The 18,054-nt window shown below is 69.8% G+C and carries 18 protein-coding genes; 9 read left to right on the top strand and 9 right to left on the bottom strand.

Annotation, left to right across the window (positions count from 1 at the left end):
- Positions 1–42 precede the first annotated feature (42 nt).
- The 4 genes from VF106_RS18560 (at position 43) to VF106_RS18545 (ending at position 4,075) form a co-directional block, all read left to right on the top strand.
- The gene (locus VF106_RS18560) at positions 43–1,179 is read left to right on the top strand and encodes a sensor histidine kinase (protein ID WP_330841000.1); all 1,137 of its coding nucleotides are present in this window, start codon (positions 43–45) and stop codon (positions 1,177–1,179) included.
- Positions 1,176–1,823 (top strand): response regulator, encoded by a 648-nt coding sequence (locus VF106_RS18555; protein ID WP_330840999.1) that lies wholly within the window; start codon positions 1,176–1,178, stop codon positions 1,821–1,823. The genes VF106_RS18560 and VF106_RS18555 overlap by 4 nt, the downstream gene beginning before the upstream one ends.
- A gap of 209 nt (positions 1,824–2,032) precedes the next feature.
- The gene (locus tag VF106_RS18550) at positions 2,033–3,496 is read left to right on the top strand and encodes a S8 family serine peptidase (protein WP_414639011.1); all 1,464 of its coding nucleotides are present in this window, start codon (positions 2,033–2,035) and stop codon (positions 3,494–3,496) included.
- A 207-nt stretch (positions 3,497–3,703) separates the two neighbouring features.
- A complete protein-coding gene (locus VF106_RS18545; RefSeq protein ID WP_330840998.1) occupies positions 3,704–4,075 on the top strand; it encodes a YciI family protein in 372 nt (123 codons plus the stop codon).
- A gap of 48 nt (positions 4,076–4,123) precedes the next feature.
- Here the strand turns inward: VF106_RS18545 and VF106_RS18540 are convergent, their stop codons facing one another.
- Together VF106_RS18540 and VF106_RS18535 are read right to left on the bottom strand one after the other, a co-directional pair.
- Entirely contained in the window at positions 4,124–4,510 is a 387-nt protein-coding gene (locus VF106_RS18540) for a VOC family protein (protein ID WP_330840997.1), read from the bottom strand.
- Between the two features lie 685 nt (positions 4,511–5,195).
- Positions 5,196–5,903 (bottom strand): TetR/AcrR family transcriptional regulator, encoded by a 708-nt coding sequence (locus tag VF106_RS18535; protein ID WP_330840996.1) that lies wholly within the window; start codon positions 5,901–5,903, stop codon positions 5,196–5,198.
- A 115-nt stretch (positions 5,904–6,018) separates the two neighbouring features.
- On the opposite strand from VF106_RS18535, the gene VF106_RS18530 reads away from it, so the two are divergent.
- From VF106_RS18530 to VF106_RS18520, 3 genes are read left to right on the top strand one after another with little or no spacing between them, the layout of a single operon-like run.
- The gene (locus VF106_RS18530) at positions 6,019–6,921 is read left to right on the top strand and encodes a Rossmann-fold NAD(P)-binding domain-containing protein (protein WP_330840995.1); all 903 of its coding nucleotides are present in this window, start codon (positions 6,019–6,021) and stop codon (positions 6,919–6,921) included.
- A 36-nt stretch (positions 6,922–6,957) separates the two neighbouring features.
- Positions 6,958–7,446, top strand: coding sequence for a GNAT family N-acetyltransferase (locus VF106_RS18525; protein WP_330841044.1), 489 nt, complete (start codon positions 6,958–6,960; stop codon positions 7,444–7,446).
- Between the two features lie 41 nt (positions 7,447–7,487).
- Complete coding sequence (locus VF106_RS18520) at positions 7,488–7,913, top strand: nitroreductase family deazaflavin-dependent oxidoreductase (RefSeq protein ID WP_330840994.1); 426 nt, start codon at positions 7,488–7,490, stop codon at positions 7,911–7,913.
- A 36-nt stretch (positions 7,914–7,949) separates the two neighbouring features.
- On the opposite strand, the gene VF106_RS18515 is transcribed toward VF106_RS18520, so the two are convergent.
- Positions 7,950–8,510: a DJ-1/PfpI family protein gene (locus VF106_RS18515; protein ID WP_330840993.1), complete on the bottom strand. Its 561-nt coding sequence runs from the start codon at positions 8,508–8,510 to the stop codon at positions 7,950–7,952.
- 43 nt (positions 8,511–8,553) lie between these two features.
- Positions 8,554–9,126: a CGNR zinc finger domain-containing protein gene (locus VF106_RS18510; RefSeq protein ID WP_330840992.1), complete on the bottom strand. Its 573-nt coding sequence runs from the start codon at positions 9,124–9,126 to the stop codon at positions 8,554–8,556.
- An 84-nt stretch (positions 9,127–9,210) separates the two neighbouring features.
- Here VF106_RS18510 and VF106_RS18505 point away from each other — a divergent pair, with 84 nt between their 5' ends.
- Positions 9,211–10,128: an alpha/beta fold hydrolase gene (locus VF106_RS18505; protein WP_330840991.1), complete on the top strand. Its 918-nt coding sequence runs from the start codon at positions 9,211–9,213 to the stop codon at positions 10,126–10,128.
- Here the strand turns inward: VF106_RS18505 and VF106_RS18500 are convergent.
- From VF106_RS18500 to VF106_RS18480, 5 genes are all read right to left on the bottom strand, one after another.
- Positions 10,065–11,666: a dipeptide ABC transporter ATP-binding protein gene (locus VF106_RS18500; protein WP_330840990.1), complete on the bottom strand. Its 1,602-nt coding sequence runs from the start codon at positions 11,664–11,666 to the stop codon at positions 10,065–10,067. The two genes, VF106_RS18505 and VF106_RS18500, sit on opposite strands and share 64 nt — an antisense overlap.
- Positions 11,663–12,535, bottom strand: coding sequence for an ABC transporter permease (locus VF106_RS18495; RefSeq protein WP_330840989.1), 873 nt, complete (start codon positions 12,533–12,535; stop codon positions 11,663–11,665). Before VF106_RS18495 ends, VF106_RS18500 begins: the two co-directional genes overlap by 4 nt.
- Positions 12,532–13,488, bottom strand: coding sequence for an ABC transporter permease (locus VF106_RS18490; protein ID WP_330840988.1), 957 nt, complete (start codon positions 13,486–13,488; stop codon positions 12,532–12,534). Before VF106_RS18490 ends, VF106_RS18495 begins: the two co-directional genes overlap by 4 nt.
- A gap of 4 nt (positions 13,489–13,492) precedes the next feature.
- A complete protein-coding gene (locus VF106_RS18485; RefSeq protein WP_330840987.1) occupies positions 13,493–15,109 on the bottom strand; it encodes an ABC transporter substrate-binding protein in 1,617 nt (538 codons plus the stop codon).
- A gap of 134 nt (positions 15,110–15,243) precedes the next feature.
- Positions 15,244–17,016, bottom strand: a complete 1,773-nt coding sequence (locus tag VF106_RS18480) for a gamma-glutamyltransferase family protein (protein WP_330840986.1) — start codon at positions 17,014–17,016, stop codon at positions 15,244–15,246.
- A 70-nt stretch (positions 17,017–17,086) separates the two neighbouring features.
- Between VF106_RS18480 and VF106_RS18475 the strand changes: the two genes are divergently transcribed.
- The gene (locus VF106_RS18475; RefSeq protein ID WP_330840985.1) at positions 17,087–17,971 is read left to right on the top strand and encodes a LysR family transcriptional regulator; all 885 of its coding nucleotides are present in this window, start codon (positions 17,087–17,089) and stop codon (positions 17,969–17,971) included.
- Positions 17,972–18,054 lie beyond the last annotated feature (83 nt).

Here is an 18,054-nt window from a genome sequence, read left to right as displayed (position 1 = left end):
GGTAGGACGTGCCGGGCCCGCGCGTCCCGTACGGTCGGCGGCGTGAACCGGATCAGACGCGGGGTGGACGTGTTGATCGTCCTCACCGCACTCGCGAGCGCGGTTGAGATCGCACTCCGGTACGACGCGCCGGAGGTGCGCCTCTGGTTCGCGGCGCCCGCGGTCGCGTTCGTCGTGCTGCCGCTACTCGGCCGTCACCGCTTCCCTTTCGCCGCACCGGCGACGGTGTGGGTGGTGGCGATCGCGGTGTCGTTCGTGGACGGCCGGCTGGTGGTGTTCCCGATCAGCGCGTTCGTCGGGGGTCTGGTCGCGTCGTTCCTGCTGGGCCACGTGGACGACGCCGGGCGGACGAGGCTGGGCCTGGCTGTCGTGCTGGTCGGCGGTGCGCTCGTGGTGTTCAACGACCCCGACCACGACACGAGCCAGCTCGCGTTCATCCCGATCGTGTTCGCGATCGCCTGGCTGGCCGGTTTCGCGCTCCGCGAGCACGCCGTGCAGACAGAGGCGGCGGAGCGACGCGCGGCGGACGCCGAACGGGAACGTGAGACGGTGGTGCGGATCGCCGTGGCCGAGGAACGGGCCAGGGTCGCGAGGGAACTCCACGACATCGTGGCGCACGCGGTCAGCGTCATGGTTCTGCAGGTGGGGGCGATCCGGCACAAGATGCCAGCGGAGTTGGCCGAGGAGACGGACGCGCTGCGGGACGTGGAACGGGCGGGCCGCACCGCGTTGACGGAGATGCGCCGCCTGCTGGGTGCGTTGCGGCAGGAAGGCGAAGCCGTGGAGCTGACGCCGCATCCGGGTCTGGGGAACCTGGAGGCGTTGGTCGCGGAGGTCGGCCGTGCGGGACTGCCCGTGCGGTTGCACGTCGACGGCGAGACCGTCGAGCTGCCCGAGGCGATCGACCGTTCGGCGTACCGGATCGTCCAGGAAGGCCTCACGAACGTGCTCAAACACGCGCGGGCACGGCAGGCGGACGTGACCGTTCGCTACCGTCCGGACGAGCTGAGCCTGGAGGTGCGCGACGACGGCCCCGGCGCGTCGACGGCCGGCGGCATCGGGCACGGGCTGGCCGGTATCCGCGAGCGGGTGAAGATCTACGGCGGCGAGATGACCGCGGAAGCCTTGCCGGAGCGGGGTTTCGTCCTCAGCACCCGCCTACCGCTGAGCGGCTCATGACCATCCGTGTCCTGGTCGCCGACGACCAGTCGATGGTGCGTGCCGGTTTCCGCATGCTGCTCTCCCAGGAAGAGGACATCGAGGTGGTGGCGGAGGCCCGCAACGGCCGGGAGGCGATCACGGCGGCGGCCACCACGAGCCCGACGGTCATCCTGATGGACATCCGCATGCCCGACCTGGACGGCATCGAAGCGACCCGCCGCATCCTGGCCGCGGACGGCGGCGCGAGGGTCCTGGTCCTGACGACGTTCGACCTGGACGAGTACATCTACGAGGCACTGCGCGCCGGGGCGAGCGGTTTCGTGCTGAAGGACGACCCGCCGGAACAGCTGATCGCCGCGATCCGCACCGTGGCCACCGGCGAAGCCCTGCTCTCCCCCACGGTCACCCGCCGTGTCATCAAGCAGTTCACCCACCTGGCGCGCCCCGCCCGTCCCCCCAAAGAGTTCGCCGACCTCACGGTCCGCGAGCAGGAGGTCTTCCGCCTCATCGCCGACGGCCTGTCCAACGCGGAGATCGGCCAACGCCTCTACATCGGCGACACCACGGTGAAGACCCACATCACCCACATCCTGCAAAAGCTCAACCTGCGAGACCGAGCCCAACTAATAGTGCTGGCCTACCAGTCCGGCCTAGCCCACTAACCGCGAGTCGCGCGTTCGGCCCCTGCGAGTTGCGTTTTCGTGAACGCCCGGGTGTACCTGAAAACGTAACTCGGGGGTGCTGAACGCGAGACTCGCCGGGGCTGAACGCGAGACTCGCGGTGCTTTGGGTTGTTGTGTGCGTACCTTGCGTCACCTGATTGGGGGTCGCTCGTTAGGGGGGCAACGGAGGGTTGCTGGTTGGAGGTCTGATGGTCAGTCGAGTTCGGCGTTGTACTTTGCTTGTCGCGGTGGCTCTTACCGCCTCGGGGGTGGTGCCGGGGGTCGCCTCGGCGGAGCCGCTCGCGCCGGTGTCCCCGTCGTTGGTGTCGACCCTCGGGTCGGCGACCGGCACGATGACCGTCCTCGTGCACGGGGCCGACCTCGCCGCCGCGCGGAGCGCCGTGCAGCAGGTCGGGCTTGCCGAGGTCACCAGTTTCGACCGCATCGGCGTCGTGGCCGCGACCGGCACCGCGGACCAGGTGCGGGCCGTCCGGGCACAACCGGGCGTCACGTACGTCGAGGGCAACGACCCCATCGAGTTCTTCGCCACGTCCGGCACCGTGGCCAGCCGCAGCCGCGAAGCACAGCAGACGCTGGTCGGCGCCAACGGCGCACCGCTCAACGGGACCGGCGTGAGCGTCGCCGTGATCGACAGCGGGATCGACCCGACCCACCCGGCCTTCGCGGGACCGGGCGGCGCCACGCGGGTCGTGCGTAGCCTCAAGGGCGTCTGCCTCACCGAGGACACCACGCCAAGCTGCCTGGTCGACGTGCCCACGTCCGTCGACACCGACCTGCTCGCCGTCGGCGGGCACGGCACGCACGTCAGCGGCATCGCCGCCGGCACCGACTACACGCTGCCCGACGGCACCGTGGTCGGCGGGTCCGCGCCGGGCTCGAAGATCGTCTCGCTGTCGGTCGGCGCCGGGCTCCTGATCATCGGGGCCGACGCCGCGCTCAACTGGGTGCTGGAGAACCACGCCGCGCCGTGCGGCGCCGGGGTGCCGGCCACAACCTGCCCGCCGATCAAGGTGATCAACAATTCCTACGGCCCGTCGGGCGGCGGCCAGTTCGACCCGAACTCGGCCACCGTACTGCTCCAGCGTCAGCTGGCCGCCGAAGGCGTGGTCACCGTGTGGGCCAACGGCAACGACGGCGGCGACGGCTCGACGAACCTGTCCAACCCGCCGGGCACCGACCCGACCCCGGGGATCCTCTCGGTCGCGTCGTACCACGACCTGGGCACCGGCACCCGCGACGGCGCCGTGTCCGACTTCTCCTCCCGTGGCGCCGCCGCCGACCAGACCACCTGGCCGGACATCTCGGCGCCCGGCGAGAACATCGTGTCCGCGTGCCGGCTGTACCTGCCGATCTGCGCCACCGGCCTGCAGCCGGTCAACGGCCCCGGCCCGCTCGACGTCGGCACGTACAACGTCATCAGCGGCACCTCGATGGCCGCCCCGCAGATCACCGGCATCGTGGCCCAGCTGTTCCAGGCCGACCCGACGGCCACCCCTGGCCAGATCGAGAACGCACTGAAGTCCACGGCATACCGCTTCACCGCGGGTGCCCCGTACCAGCAGGCCGGTCCGTACCTGTCGAGCTACGACAAGGGCACCGGGCTGGTCGACGCCGTCGCCGCCGCCACCTCCCTGGGCGCCGGACGGCCATGAGAAAGGACGGAGGGCCTCTACCCGCGGGAGGCCCTCCGTCTGCTCGGTCCGCATCGCCTCCCTGCGGGCCATGTTTGACCGCCGCCACGCAGATCATCCAAGCAACCGGGGCCGACAGAATTTTCTCGTGTAGAACTGTCGACCCGGTACTTGGCCGTTCGACGCGAACGTGACAGCGGCCCGAACAGACAACACAGGGAGCAGACAATGCGGTTTCTGATGATGCACCGACTGGACGAGCGTGTGCCGGAGGCATGGAACCCCACGCCCGAGTTCATCGAGAAGATGGGCGGGTTCATCCAGCAGTCCTTCGACAAGGGCATCCTGATCACGGCGGAGGGTGTGCACCCTTCCGAGAAGGGCTCGCTGGTCCGCAAGTCCCGCGCCGAGAAGGTCACCGTGACCGACGGGCCGTTCACCGAGGCCAAGGAGGTCATCGGCGGCTTCGCCCTGATCAACGCCGACGACCGGGCACAGGCGGTCGAGTTCGCCGAGGAGTACATCGCCCTGTTCGACGGCATCGAGATCGAGGTCGAGGTGCGCCAGGTCGTCGAGTTCGAGGACCTGCCCCAGTCCTGACCCCGGTGCGTGCTGGCCACCGACCAGGTGGCCAGCACGGGTTCGTCCCTACGAGGGCCATGGCCGGTGGTCGCGCCGCATGGGATGGTCGGCGGGGACCTCGACGAGCACGATCCGCAGCCCGTCCGGGTCGGTGATCCACATTTCGCGCAGGCCCCAGGGCTCCTCCTTTGGCCCGCGCTCGATCGGCACGCCACGGTCGGCGAGTTCGCGGGCCGTGCTGGCGACGTCCCGCACCTGCAGCCACAGCGCGACGTCGGGTCCCGGCCCGGTGTCGCCCTGTCCGGACAGCTCGATCAGCCCGCTCCCCGCGAAGAACACCGTCCCACCGGGAAACTCGCGATAGATGGCCAACCCGAGCGTGTCCCGATAGAACGCCAGCGACCGGTCGGGATCACGTGGCCGCACGATCATGCGGCTCATGAGGAACTCCATGACAGCAGCATCTCGCGAGCGTGGCCGTCGCGCAGCGGAGCACGCCGTCAGCTGGCGAGTATCGAGGTTCAGGCCGAAGCGCCGTTCCGCCTCCAGTCGGTCATGCATGCCGCCGATCCGGACCCGCGCGTGGATCGCGCCGCGGGGAGTCGTGATCTCCGCCAGGTCGCCGACGCGCAGGTGGACGCGGCGCGAGGACCTCGTGCAGCAAACCGTTCATCAGCGCCAGGTTCGTGTCGGGCAGTGGTGCCAGGTGGACGGTCGCGGCGCGTGCGACCTCGGTCTCTCTCGGGTCGACGCACAACAGCTCTGACGGGTTCTGCCCGGCGAGGCGGTCCAGGATCCGATCCCACAGCACGACCTGTGCTGGCCGCTGGTGTAGAAGCCGAGCGCCGCTCGGCGAGCAGTTCCTTGGCGCGGGTCACTATTCGGCTCATCGCATCGTCCTATGTGGACTCGACGAGCCCGCCGTTCCTGATCGCGGTTCCATCCCGTCCCCGTTGGAATGCGACACCGCGGCGGTCGGCACCCACGCGTCGACGTCCTCCAGGGTCACCCCGTCCGCGAGGTGACCGTCCACCCGGACCGGCCATGCCCGTACGGGGTCCGCCTCCCCCACGGTCGTTCGATGCCGCCACTCTCCACCGTGGAGTCCTACCTGGCGGCACGCGGGGAAACACCGTGCTCAGCGGGCGGTGAGCCCCAGGTAGGCGGCCATGTCCCTGGCCTGGTGCTCGTACCAGGCCGCGAGGTCGGTGATCGTGTTCTTGAACCGGCCGAACAGCTCGAAGCTGATCGCGCCGAACAGCTCGGTCCACGCGATCAGCGCCCGCGCCATGACCGCTTCGCTGACACCCGGCGCGATGTAGGCCGCGATCTGCGCCAGCTCCGGCAGCAGGTCCGGCACCGGACGTTGGATGCCTTTCGTCGTGAGGCGGCCGGCGTCGTGCGCGTCCTCGAGGATGGCGCCGAGCACGACGACCGGCCGGATGGACGGCTCGACCGTGTCCTGCGGCGCCTCGTAGCCCGGGACCGGGCTGCCGTAGATCAGGGCGTACTCGTGTGGGCTCGCGGTGGCCCACGCCCGCACTCCACGGGCCACCGCGAGCCACCGGCCGAGGTGGTCGTCACGGTCGCGCACCGACGCGCCGGCCTGCTCCGCAGCCTCGCCGAGCGCGTTGTACGCGTCGAGGATGAGCGCGGTCAGCAGCTCGTCGCGGCTGGCGAAGTACCGGTAGATGGCCGACGAGACCATGTTCATCTCACGGGCGATCGCCCGTAGCGACAGGTTCGCCCCGCCCTCCGCGAGCTGCCGGCGGGCCGCGTCCTTGATCTCGTCGATCATCTCCGCTCGGACCCGCGCCCGGATCGATCCCCTGGTGCGCTCAGCCATGCCCGAGATTGTTGCACACATCCGAGAGCACTGCTCTTGACACAGAGCGGTCTCTCAGTAGAACATTGCACCAGAGCGAGAGCACTGCTCTCAAAAGAGACAGGGGAGCACAGTCATGAGCGGTTTACACGTGATCGTGGGTGCGGGCCCGGTCGGCACCGCCACCGCGGAGCTGCTGGCCGCACGCGGCGACAAGGTCAGGGTCGTGACGCGCAGCGGTGGCGGGCTGGCGCACCCGGGGGTCGAGCGGGTGGCGGCCGACGCGACGGACGCGGACCGGCTCAGTGAGCTGGCGGAGGGTGCGGTCGCGCTGTACAACTGCGCGAGCCCGCAGTACCACCGCTGGCTGACCGACTGGCCGCCGATCGCGGAGTCGCTGCTGACCGCCGCCGAGCGCAGCGGCGCGGTGCTGGCGACCGCGAGCAACCTGTACGGGTACGGCGAGGTCGACGGCCCGATCACACCCGAGACGCCCCTCGCGGCGGCACACCCCAAGCTCAAGATCCGCGCCGACCTGTGGCGCGCAGCCCTGGCCCGCCACGAGGCCGGCCGGATCCGGGTCACCGAGGTCCGCGGCAGCGACTACATCGAGGCGAACTCGATCTTCAACGCGGTGCTGGCGACCCCACTGCGCGCGGGCAAGCGGGCGCTGGTGCCGACCGCACTCGACATGCCGCACAGCTGGACGTCGATCGCGGACGTGGCACAGACCCTGGTCACCGTGGCGGCGGACGAGCGCGCGTGGGGCAAGGGTTGGCTCGTGCCCACCAACGCACCACTGACCGTTCGCGAACTGGCACAACGCTTCACGGAGGTCCACGGCCTCCCACCGGCGAAGCTCGCCACGCTCCCGTACGCGGCACTGTGGACGGCGGGCCTCTTCTCGCCGATGATCCGCGAGTTGCGGGCCACCCACTACCAGTTCACCCGGCCGTTCGTCATGGACTCCTCGGCGACCGAGCAGACCTTCGCCCTGGCCCCGACAAACATGGACGCCGCACTGAAGAACGTCTCCTAGGGTGTGCCTGTGACCGAGTACTCGATCCGTCCCGCAATGGACCAGGACCTCTCGACGCTGCGGGAGATCGAGCGGGCGGCCGGCAAGTGGTTCGCCGACATCGGCATGACGTTCGTGGCCGACGACGAGCCGCCCTCGCTCGAGACGCTGGCGGAGTTCGCTCGTGACGGCAGGGCCTGGGTGTGCGCCGACGGGGACGACCGCCCGGTGGCGTACCTGCTCGCGGAGGTCGTCGACGGGAACGCCCATCTGGAACAGGTCTCGGTCCACCCCGACCACGCACACCGCCGGCTCGGCAGGGCACTGCTCGAGCACATGATCGACTGGGCGCGGGCGCGCCGGCTGCCGGCGATCACCCTGACCACCTACACCGAGGTGCCGTGGAACGGCCCGTACTACGAACGCCGCGGCTTCCGCTACCTCACTGACGCCGAGCTCACCCCCGGGTTGCGCCAGATCCGCGCCGCCGAGGCGGCACACGGCCTCGACCGCTGGCCACGGGCGTGCATGCGCCGGGACCTGTGAGACGGGGAATGAACGCGTCGTGCCAGGTGTTGACCATGGGCATGTCGGACGTAGAGCTCAGCCCAACGGAATGGGTGCGGAACCAGACGAAGAAGATCCTCGAGACCGGGACGACCGAGGGCCTCGACATCCTCGGGAAGCCGATCGTGCTGCTGACACTGCGCGGCGCGAAGACCGGCAAGCAGCGCTACACCCCGGTGATGCGGGTGGAGCACGAGGGCCGGTACGCGGTCGTGGCGTCCAAGGGCGGCGCCCCGGAACACCCGACCTGGTACTACAACATCAAGGCGCACCCCGAGTTCCCGCTGCAGGACGGGACCGTGACGAAGGACTACGTCGCACGCGAGGTCGCGGGTGCCGAGCGGGCCCAGTGGTGGGAGCGGGCCGTCGCGGCCTATCCGGCCTACGCCGAGTACCAGGAGAAGACCGACCGGCAGATCCCGGTCTTCGTCCTCGACCCCAAGTGACGGACGGCCCGCGGCCCCGCGCCGCGGGCCTCTCTTCTAGCGCACCGGGTACTCGATGGCGGCGGCGACCCGGGCCGCGGTGGCGGCGCCCAGTTCCCGTTCGGTGAGCCGCAGTCCGAGATCGAGCCCGGCGGACAGGGCACCCGCCGTGACGCGGTCCCCGTCGTCGACCACACGTTGGTCCAGCACGGTCACGTCGTGCGCCCGCAGTTCCTCAAAGGCACCTCGGTTGGTCGTCGCCCGCCGGTGGGTCAACAACCCGGCCGCGGCCAGCAGTAACGCACCCGTGCAGACCGACGCCATCCAGCGCGTCGACGGCGCCAGCTCCGCCAACCGGGCCGGCAGCACCCCGCGCCGCGCCTCCGCCCAGGCACCCACAGCGGACCGGTTCAACCACCCGCCACCCGGAACGACCACGCCGTCGGCCCGACCGAGCACTTCGGACACCTGGAGCCGGGCTCCGCCCTGACCGGTCACGATCCCCGGCCGCTCAACGGCAACGAGCGCCACCTCGAGCCCGGCCAACGACAACACCTCGAACGGCCCGAACACATCCAGTTCGTCGAAGCCGTCGAACGCCACGATCTCGATTCGCACGAGGGCCAGCAGCTCCCCCGGCACAACCGGTTGGCGAACGGATTTACGAGGATGCCTTGTGGCGGTGGTAGTAGCGCGCCACGCGGGCACGGTTGCCGCAGCGGGTCGGTGAGCACCAGCGCCTGCGAGGATGCGCGGGCAGAAAGAGCATCACGCAGTCATCGGCTTCGCATTCCCTGAGACGGCGGATCGCGGGTTGGGCGAGGAGATCCACAGCGGCTTCGGCGAGCCGGGCCGCCAGACGGACACCAAGCCGGCCGCCGCGCCTGGCGGTCGCGATGACGGCGGCACCGTCCCAGTCCAGTTCCCACACGGCGGGCGCCGCACGCTGCGCCTCCGTCAGGCCCCGCAAGGCGGTCTTGGGCGGCCGGGTTCCGTGCAGTAACGCGTGGACCGCTACGTCGATGTGCTCGCGCACGGCATGCACCGCGACGAGGTCCGCCGCTGTCGGCACCGCGTCCCCCACCTCTTCCTGAAGCGCGGGCTCCAGATCCAGCCAGGAGGCCAACCTCTCCGGGGTGTCGAGCAGGTCGACGGGGCCGTCCCCGGACAGCGGACGCGTGTTGACGAGATCCAGCGCGAGGGGCTCGCCGGTGAGGGGCCCGGTGTCGCTCATGTCACTAACGCTACCAGACGCACTTGATGCATTAGATCATTTCGGCTATACCTAATGTGTCATCACACTCAGGAGGCATGTGACATGACTGCTCGCGTCGCCCACCGCCACATCGACGTCGACGGCGTGGACGTCTTCTACCGGGAGTCCATGCCGGACCGTCCGGATGCGCCGGTCCTGCTGCTACTGCACGGTTTCCCGTCCGCCTCACACCAGTTCCGCCGGCTCATCGACGCCATCGGCACGCGCTACCGGCTCATCGCGCCCGACTATCCGGGCTTCGGCCAGACCCAGGCCCCTGAGGGGTTCTCCTACTCGTTCGATCGCCTCGCCGACATCGTCGAAGGGTTCGTCGACCGTGTGGGGCTGACCCGCTTCACCATGTACCTGTTCGACTTCGGCGCACCTGTCGGCTTCCGGCTGGCGCTGCGCCGGCCGGAGTGGGTCGCGGGTCTGATCGTGCAGAACGGCAATGTCTACGCCGAGGGCTTGTCGGACACGGCACGCGCGTTCATCGCCCTCACGCCAGAAGCCCCTGGCGCCGAGCAGACGATCCTCAACCTGTTCACACTCGACTCGACCCGTGCCCAGTACGAGGGCGGCACCGTCGATCCGGAACTGGTCGCGCCGGAGGGATGGCTGCTCGACCAGTTCTTCCTGGACCAGCCGGGTCGCAGACAAGCCCAGCTCGCGCTGGCCTACGACTACCACAGCAACGTCGCGGCCTACCCCGACTGGCAGGCATGGCTGCGGGAACAACGCCCGCCGACGCTGATCACCTGGGGTGTCAACGATCCCTTCTTCACCGCGGCCGGCGCCAAGGCATACCTGCGCGACCTACCGGACGCCGCTCTCCACCTGTTCGACACGGGCCACTTCGCCCTGGAGGACCACCTGCCCCAGATCGCACCGCTGATCGCCCGGTTTCTCGACGACACCTACCTCGGAACCACGATCGAACCGTCGAAGACCGAGGCGCCCGGGACCGCGTCGAGGAGTTGACGGGTGTACGGCTCGGTGGGCGCCGAGAGGACCTGTGCCACCGGTCCGTGTTCGACCACCGCGCCGTTTCGCATTACCAGGACTTCGTGTGCCAGGGCGGCCACCACCGCCAGGTCGTGGGAGATGAACAGGTAGCTCAACCCCAACTCGCGTTGCAGTTCCGACAGTAGGCCGAGGATCTGGTCCTGCACCAGAACGTCCAATGCGGACACCGGTTCGTCGCACACCACGAGCCGCGGCCCGAGCGCGAGTGCCCTGGCGATGGCCACCCGCTGCCGCTGCCCGCCGGACAGCTCGTTCGGGTACCGGTGGGCCATCGACTGCGGCATGGCGACCTGGTCAAGCAGCTCCGCCACCCGCGCCCGGCGGGTGGCACGGTCGGCGGAGCCCAACGTGCGCAACGGTTCCGCCACGACGCGCTCGACCGTCCACATCGGATTCAGTGAGGCGTACGGGTCCTGGAACACCGGCTGCATCGCCATGCGAGCGGCACGCAACCCGTCGCCGCGCAGGCCGTCCAGCTCCGCGCCGTCGAGGCGGATCGTGCCCGACGTCGCGTGCACCAGGCCGAGCACCATGCGGGCGATCGTCGTCTTGCCGGAGCCGGACTCGCCGACGACGGCCGTGGTCCGAGCCCGTCCGACCGTGAACGACACGTCATCGACCGCGCGCAGCACCCCGCCGCGGCCCCGGATCCGGTACTCCTTCGAGATGTTGACGACCTCCAGCACCGGTTCCGTGTCCGCGACGGGCTCCCGGGCTGCGGTGAGCGACGGCACGGCCGCCACCAGGCGCTTGGTGTAATCCGCTCTCGGTTCGGTCAGCACCTGCCGCACCGGACCGGTTTCCACGATCTCGCCCTCGGACATCACCACGACCCGGCTGGTCCGGTCGACCGCGAGGCCGAGGTCATGGGTGACGAGCAACAGGGCGGTGCCGAGCTCGTCGGTCAGCGCCTCCAGGTGGTCGAGGATCTGCCGTTGCACGGTGACGTCCAGAGCGGACGTCGGCTCGTCGGCGATCAGCAGGTCCGGCCGGCAGGCCAGGGCGATCGCGATGAGCACGCGTTGCCGCATCCCACCGGAGAACTCGTGCGGGTACTGTTTCGCGCGCCGCGCCGGTTCTGGGATGCCGGCCTGCCCCAGCAGGTCCACCGCGTGCCGCCACGCCTGACGGCGGGTTGACATTCCGTGTGCCAGTAGGGTTTCCGCGACCTGTCTGCCTACTTTGGACACCGGGTTGAGGTTGGACATCGGGTCCTGCGGCACGAGGCCCACCTCCCGGCCGCGTAACCGCCGCAGCCTGCGCTCCTCGGCGTGCGTGATGTCCTCGCCTCGCCAGCGGATCGCGCCGCCGGTGACCCGGCCGGAGCCGGGCAGCAGGCCGATGATGGCGTGCGCTGTCGTCGACTTGCCCGAACCGGACTGACCGACCACGGCGACCCGCTCCCCCGGCGCCAACGACAGCGAGACGCCCCGCACCGCGGACGTGTCCCCAAAGGACACCGAGAGGTCGTCGACTTCCAGCAACAGAGTCACGAACCGCTCCTCGGGTCGAGTGCGTCACGCAGGGCGTCGCCGAACAGGTTGAAGCCGAGGCAGATCAGCCCGAGGGCGACACCGGGGAAGATGCCAGGCCACGGGGTGCGGAACAGGTACTGCTGCGCGTCGGACAGCATGATGCCCAGGCTCGGGTTGGGTGGCTGGATACCGAGCCCGAGGAACGACAGGATCGCCTCGCCGAGCACCGCCGTCGGCATGATCACGGTGGCCTGCACGATGATCGCCGACAGCGCGTTGGGCAGGATGTGCTGGCCGAGGATCCGCGACGGCCCGGCGTGCATCGTGTGCGCGGCGAGCACGAACTCGCTTTCCTTCAGCCGCAACGTCTCCGCGCGCACCACCCGGATCATGGTCGGGATCTGCGCGACACCGAGCGCGACGGCCGCGTTGGCGAGCCCGCCGCCGTTGATCGCCGCGAGCCCGACCGCGAGCACCAGCGCGGGGAAGGCCAGCATCAGGTCCGCGAGCCGCGACACGACGGCGTCGACCCAGCGCCAGTACCCGGCGAGCAGGCCGAGCGGCACCCCGACCACGACCGCGACCAGCACCGCCAACAAACCGACCTCGAGAGAGGCCTGGATGCCGTAGAGCACACGGGAAAGCACGTCGCGGCCGAGGTCGTCGGTGCCGAGAGCGAAACCGACCGTCGCGGGTTGCTGGAACGGCGTGGCGAAGTGCACCTCGGTCGGCGGGTACGGGGCCAGCAGCGGCGCGAACGCGCCGGCGACCACCACGATCAGCAACAGCACGCCGCCGACCACACCCAGCGGGTTGCGCCGCAGCCTGCGCAGGGTGCGGCCGCGGACCAGCGGCGCCGGTGTGGCGGTGATCTCGGCGGTCGTCATCGGGCCCTCCCGGAGACTCGCATGCGTGGATCGATGACGGTGTAGAGCACGTCGACGAGCAGGTTGATCACGATGTACGCCGCGGTGATCACCAGCACCACGGCCTGGATCACCGGGTAGTCACGGGTGAACACCGAGTCCAGCGTCAGCTTGCCGATGCCGGGCAGACCGAAGATCCGCTCGGTGACCACGGCGCCAGCGATCAGCCCGCCCAGCTGCAGCCCCACGATCGTGGTCACCACGATGAGGCTGTTGCGCAGGCCGTAGCGGAACACCACCGCGCCCCGGCTGAGCCCCTTCGCCCGCGCGGTGCGGACGAAGTCGGCGGCCAGCGTGTCCACCATGGACGCACGGGTCTGCCGCTGCACCACCGCGGCGTGGGTCATGCCGAGGATGACCGCCGGCAGCGTCAGGTAGTACAGGCCACGCAACGGTTCGGAGAACGGCGACACGTAGCCCGACGCCGGGAACCAGCCCAGCTGCACCGCGAGGTACAACACGGCGAGGATGCCGAGCCAGAACGTGGGCACCGACAGGGCGAACAGCGAGAAGCCGTTCGCGACCCACTCCGGCCACCGCCCTCGGAACACCGCTGCGACGACCCCGAACGCCATGCCGGCGAGCACCGCGATCAGCATGGCGTACACGGCGAGCTGCACGGTCACCGGCAGGGTCGCGCCGACCATCTCGTCGACCGGCGTGCCGGTGCGGACGGACTCGCCGAAGTCGCCACGCAGCGCGTTGCCGAGGAAAGTCAGGTACTGCACCGGAATCGGCTCGTCGAGGCCGAGCTTCGCGCTGATCGCGGCGACGGTCTCGGGGTCGGCCTCCTCACCGGCCATCGCCGTCGCCGGATCGCCGGGCAGCAGCCGCACACCGATGAACACGACGATCGAGGCGAGCACGAGCGTCAGCGCGGACTGCCAGAGGCGGTGGAACGTGTAGCGCACCATGACCTCAGTCCTCTCCGGCCATGAAGGCGGCCTTGCCGAGCCGGACGACACCGTCGGTGTACACCTCGACGCCGGCGATCCGTTTCGTGTGGACGGTCAGGTTGCGGAGCCGGTAGGTGTAGATGACCGGGTTCTCGCGCTGCAGCACGTCGACGACCTGGCCGTACAGCGCGGCACGCTCCGCGACGTCGGTCGTCTGCGCCGCCCGCGCGAGCAGATCGTCCATTGTGGCCGAGGAGAACCCGCTGTAGTTGGCGGCCTTGCCGGTGCCGAGGAAGCGGGTCGTGTTGCCGTCGGGGTCGATCCGGCCCGACCAACCCAGTGCCAGCGCCTCGAACGTGCCGTTCTTCTGCACGTCCAGCAGTGTCGAGTACTCGACCGGCACGATCTCCAGCTCGAACCCGCCCTCGGCGACGCTCGCCTGGAGTGCCTGCGCGAACCGCAGGATGTCCTGTGTGTTGGACACCTGCAACGTGATGGGGTACGGGATCCGCACCCCCGCCTCGGTCAACAGGCGCCGGGACTCGGCCGGATCGAAGTCGGGGCAGGCGTTGCTCGCGTCCGACGCGTACGGCGTCTGTGGCGCGACGGGTGAACACGCCGGCTCGAACCAGTTGTTGAACACGGTGTCGACGAGCGACTGGCGGTCGATGGCGTGGGAGAAGGCCAGCCGCACACGGGGATCGGTGGCGAGCGGCGTGTCGATTGGCTTTGTGGGCTCACCCACGCCGTCGACGTTACCGACGTTGATCGTGACGGCCTGGTAGCCGAGTGAGGGCGCCTGCAGCACGCGCAACTCCGGATCGCGGATCAGCGCGTCCACGTCCTGCGGGGAGATCGTGTCGGCCACCTGGATGTCCCCGGACCGCAGGTTGGCGGCGCGGATGTTCGCGTCCGACATGATGCGGTAGGTGATGGAGTCGAGGTGCACGTTCTCGGCGTCGTAGTACCTCGGGTCGCGGACCACGGTGATCGAGGTCTGCGGCACGCGTTCGACGAACGTGAACGGCCCGACGCAGACGGGATGGTCGCCGAAGGAGTCGTCCAACCCGGTCGGGGACATGATCATGCCGGCGCGGTCGGCGAGCGCGGCGGTGATCGGCGCGAACGGCCGCTCGTACCGGATCACCACGTGGCTCGCGTCCGTGGCGGTGATGCTCACGATGGGCCCCATCTCGCTGGCACGCTGGGACTCCGGGAGCGTGAGGTGCCGCATCAGGCTGACGCGGACCGCGTTCGCGTCGAACGGGGTGCCGTCGGCGAAGGTGATCCCGGTGCGGACGGGGATGGTCACCGTCAGCCCGTCCGCCGAGATCGTGGGCAGCCCGGTGGCGAGTTGCGGGATGATCTCGCCGCCGGCGTCGAGGTCGTAGAGCTTCTCGCAGATCGAGCTCATCACGTACCGCGTGTACAGCGAGGAGGACGTGGTCGGGTCGAGCCGGTCCGGTTCCGACGACAGCCCCATCACGAGATCACCGCCGTCGGCCACCGGACGCGTGCCGACCGGAGTGCCGAAGTCGTCGTGGTACTCGGGGCGGGCGGTGGGGTGTTGCAGCGGAACGCAGGCGGCCAGTACAGCGGCCAGCGTTGGCAGCGCCACACGCAAGGACCGGGTTGACATGTCGACAACCTACGACGCCGGTTCCTTTCCCACCATTTCTCACGGGTTAATGAAAGTAAATAGTGACAATTGACTAAAGCGCACGGAAAAGCAGCGGTCCGCCGATTTCCGGACCGCTGCGTACCCGCGTTCAGTTATCTGCCGGCGGCGTAGCCCTGCATGCCCCTCGGGTTGGCGGCCGCCGAGAGCACACCGGTCTCCGGATCCCGTGCCACGGCACACAATCTGCCTTCCGACCACGGTTCCCCGACCGTCACGTCGTGGCCCCGGCGGCGCAGTTCCGCGATGACCGGGTCGCCGATCCGGGATTCGACGACCACGCTTCCCGGCGCCATCGCCCTCGGATAGAAAGAGCTGGGGAAACTCTCGGTGTGCCAGTTCGGCTCATCGACCGCGCCCTGCAGATCCGGGCCGCCGCGTACTTTTTCGCGCAGCGCGACCGACAGCAGGAAATGCACGCTCCACTGGTCCTGCTGGTCGCCGCCTGGGGTGCCGAACGCCATGACCGGCTCACCGTCACGCAGTGCCAGCGACGGGCTCAGGGTGGTGCGGGGACGACGGCCAGGGGTCAGCGAGTTGGGGAGGCCGGGGTCGAGCCACGTCATCTGCAACCGGGTCCCCAGCGGGAAGCCGAGTTCTGGGATCACCGGGTTGGACTGCAGCCAACCGCCACTCGGGGTGGCCGCGATCATGTTGCCCCAGCGGTCCACGACGTCGACGTGACAGGTGTCGCCCACCGTGCGGCCGTCCCGTGCCACGGTCGGCTCCCCCGCACCCGCCGGCACGGGTCGCGCGCCGGCCTCGATGTGCTTGCTCAGCACCGGTTCCCGACCGTCTGGCCGGCCGGGACGCAACTCGCGGGACGCCCGATCGCCGATGAGCGCGCGGCGGGTTTCGTTGTACGCCGGGGATAGCATCGTGTCGAGCGACACGTCGGCACCGTCGCCGTACCACGCCTCCCGATCCGCCATCGCGAGCTTCGTACCCTCGACGAGCGTGTGGTGATAGTCCACCCCGCCGTACTCCAGGTCGGTGGGCAGGAGCGCGAGTTGTTGCAGGAACACGGGTCCCTGGCTCCACAGCCCGGGTTTGGCGACTGTCCACCCGCGCCAGGTGAACGTGGCCGGTTCCTCGTAGTGCGCGGAGAAAGCGGCCAGGTCGTCGCCCGTCAGCACCCCGACATGCCGCTCACCTGACGTATCCATTGTGGACCGACCGGCGACGTCGACGATGGCCTCGGCGATGAAGCCCTCACGCCAGACCGCGCGGGCGGCGTCGATCTGGGCCTCCCGGCCCGGACCGGCCGCCTCCGCCTCGGCGAGCAGCCGCTGCCAGGTCCGTGCGAGCGCCGGGTTGCGCAGGAGGGCACCTGGCGCTGGCGACTTGCCGTCCCGCAGATAGAGCGCGGCGGAGGAGGTCCATTCGGTCTCGAACAGCTCCCGCACGGTGTCCACTGTGGAACCGATGCGGTCGACCGCCGGATGTCCGTGCTCGGCGTAGCCGATGGCGTGGGTCAGCACGTCCCGCAGTGACCTGGTGCCGTGGTCGCGCAGCAGGAGCAGCCAGGCGTCGAACGCGCCGGGCACCGCGGCGGCGAGCGGACCTGTGCCGGGCACGAGATCGAGCCCGAGCGAGGTGTAGTGGTCGATGGTGGCACCAGTGGGCGCGGGTCCTTGTCCACACAGGACCTTCGGCCGTTCGCCGGCCGGTGCCAGGATGATCGGCACCTCGCCGGCCGGCCCGTTCAGGTGTGGTTCCACGACATGCAGGACGAACGCGGCGGTGACGGCCGCGTCGAAGGCGTTGCCGCCGTCCTCCAGCACGGCCATCCCGCTGGCCGAGGCCAGCCAGTGCGTGGAGGACACCATGCCGAACGTGCCCTGCAGTGTCGGCCGGGTGGTGAACACGTACCGAGTATCGCGCCCACACGGTGAAACGTCTAAGACATCCGTAACACCGGTCCAATAGCCTGTGGCTATGGAACGCCGCCAGCTCGAGTACTTCGTGGCCATCGTCGAGCACGGTGGCTTCACCCATGCGGCACGCGCGTTGCGGGTCGCGCAGCCGTCGCTGTCCCGGGCGATCGGCAAGCTGGAGCACGAGCTCGGCGTCGCGCTCTTCCACCGGGTCGGCCGCAACGCGGTTCTGAGCAACGCGGGCGAGCTGATGGTCGAGCGGGCCAGGCTGGTGTTGCGGGACCTGGACGCGCTACGTGCGGCCGCCCGGGCGGTCGGCACCGGCGCGGCGGGCCGCGTGGACGTGGCGGCCACGTCGTCCTCGGCGCTGGAACCGGTGATCAGCACGATCGCCGCGCTGCGGGAGCACCACCCCGGCGTCACCGTGAGCACGTCGTCCGCGCTGTCGGCGGCCGAGGTGGTGGCGATGGTGCTGCAGGGTCGCTGCGAGGTCGGGGTCTGCGGCAGCGGGGAACGGCCCGCCGGGCGCGGGTTGATCGCCCATCACCTGCGGGACGAGGAGTTCCTCCTGGTCACGCCGCCGGGCACCGCGTTGGGCGCGAACGGCGAGGTGGCCCGCGAGGATCTGCGCGGCATGCGTTTCGTGGTAACGAAACCGGCGACCGCCGTCCGCGCGCTGTTCGACCGTTTGGCCGCAACCGTCGGCGACCTGACGATCGCCGCGGAGGTGGGCGACCGCAGCGTGGTGCTACCGATGGTGTTACGCGGCATCGGCGCGGGCCTGATGCCGGACGGCTGGCGTGACCTGGCTCTTCGCGCGGGCGCGGAGGTTTACCACTTTTCCCCGCGCGAGCGCCTTCCGCAGTGGCTGGTTCATCGCTCCGGCCCCATCTCGGCGGCCACGCAGGCATTTCTCGACGCCACCCTCGCCGGGTCCAGCTGGTAAAAGAGTCCCACGTTTGGCCGCTTGCTCGGACATATCAGACGGTGCGTATGGTGATCGGCCATATCCGGATTGCTGGCCTACCA

The sequence above is a fragment of the Actinophytocola sp. genome, assembly GCF_036378875.1.
Lineage (GTDB): Bacteria > Actinomycetota > Actinomycetes > Mycobacteriales > Pseudonocardiaceae > Actinophytocola.
Note: the sequence above shows the minus strand (reverse complement) of the source record. Positions and strands in the feature narration are given on the sequence as shown.

Bases quoted from the DNA above. Each gene is read 5' to 3' on its own strand.
- VF106_RS18510 (WP_330840992.1), bottom strand. From the start codon at position 9,126: ATGAGCGACACCGGGCCCCTCACCGGCGAGCCCCTCGCGCTGGATCTC.
- VF106_RS18520 (WP_330840994.1), top strand. From the start codon at position 7,488: ATGTCGGACGTAGAGCTCAGCCCAACGGAATGGGTGCGGAACCAGACG.
- VF106_RS18540 (WP_330840997.1), bottom strand. From the start codon at position 4,510: ATGGAGTTCCTCATGAGCCGCATGATCGTGCGGCCACGTGATCCCGAC.
- VF106_RS18530 (WP_330840995.1), top strand. From the start codon at position 6,019: ATGAGCGGTTTACACGTGATCGTGGGTGCGGGCCCGGTCGGCACCGCC.
- VF106_RS18535 (WP_330840996.1), bottom strand. From the start codon at position 5,903: ATGGCTGAGCGCACCAGGGGATCGATCCGGGCGCGGGTCCGAGCGGAG.
- VF106_RS18550 (WP_414639011.1), top strand. From the start codon at position 2,033: ATGGTCAGTCGAGTTCGGCGTTGTACTTTGCTTGTCGCGGTGGCTCTT.
- VF106_RS18505 (WP_330840991.1), top strand. From the start codon at position 9,211: ATGACTGCTCGCGTCGCCCACCGCCACATCGACGTCGACGGCGTGGAC.
- VF106_RS18490 (WP_330840988.1), bottom strand. From the start codon at position 13,488: ATGGTGCGCTACACGTTCCACCGCCTCTGGCAGTCCGCGCTGACGCTC.
- VF106_RS18525 (WP_330841044.1), top strand. From the start codon at position 6,958: ATGGACCAGGACCTCTCGACGCTGCGGGAGATCGAGCGGGCGGCCGGC.
- VF106_RS18545 (WP_330840998.1), top strand. From the start codon at position 3,704: ATGCGGTTTCTGATGATGCACCGACTGGACGAGCGTGTGCCGGAGGCA.
- VF106_RS18475 (WP_330840985.1), top strand. From the start codon at position 17,087: ATGGAACGCCGCCAGCTCGAGTACTTCGTGGCCATCGTCGAGCACGGT.
- VF106_RS18485 (WP_330840987.1), bottom strand. From the start codon at position 15,109: ATGTCAACCCGGTCCTTGCGTGTGGCGCTGCCAACGCTGGCCGCTGTA.
- VF106_RS18555 (WP_330840999.1), top strand. From the start codon at position 1,176: ATGACCATCCGTGTCCTGGTCGCCGACGACCAGTCGATGGTGCGTGCC.
- VF106_RS18495 (WP_330840989.1), bottom strand. From the start codon at position 12,535: ATGACGACCGCCGAGATCACCGCCACACCGGCGCCGCTGGTCCGCGGC.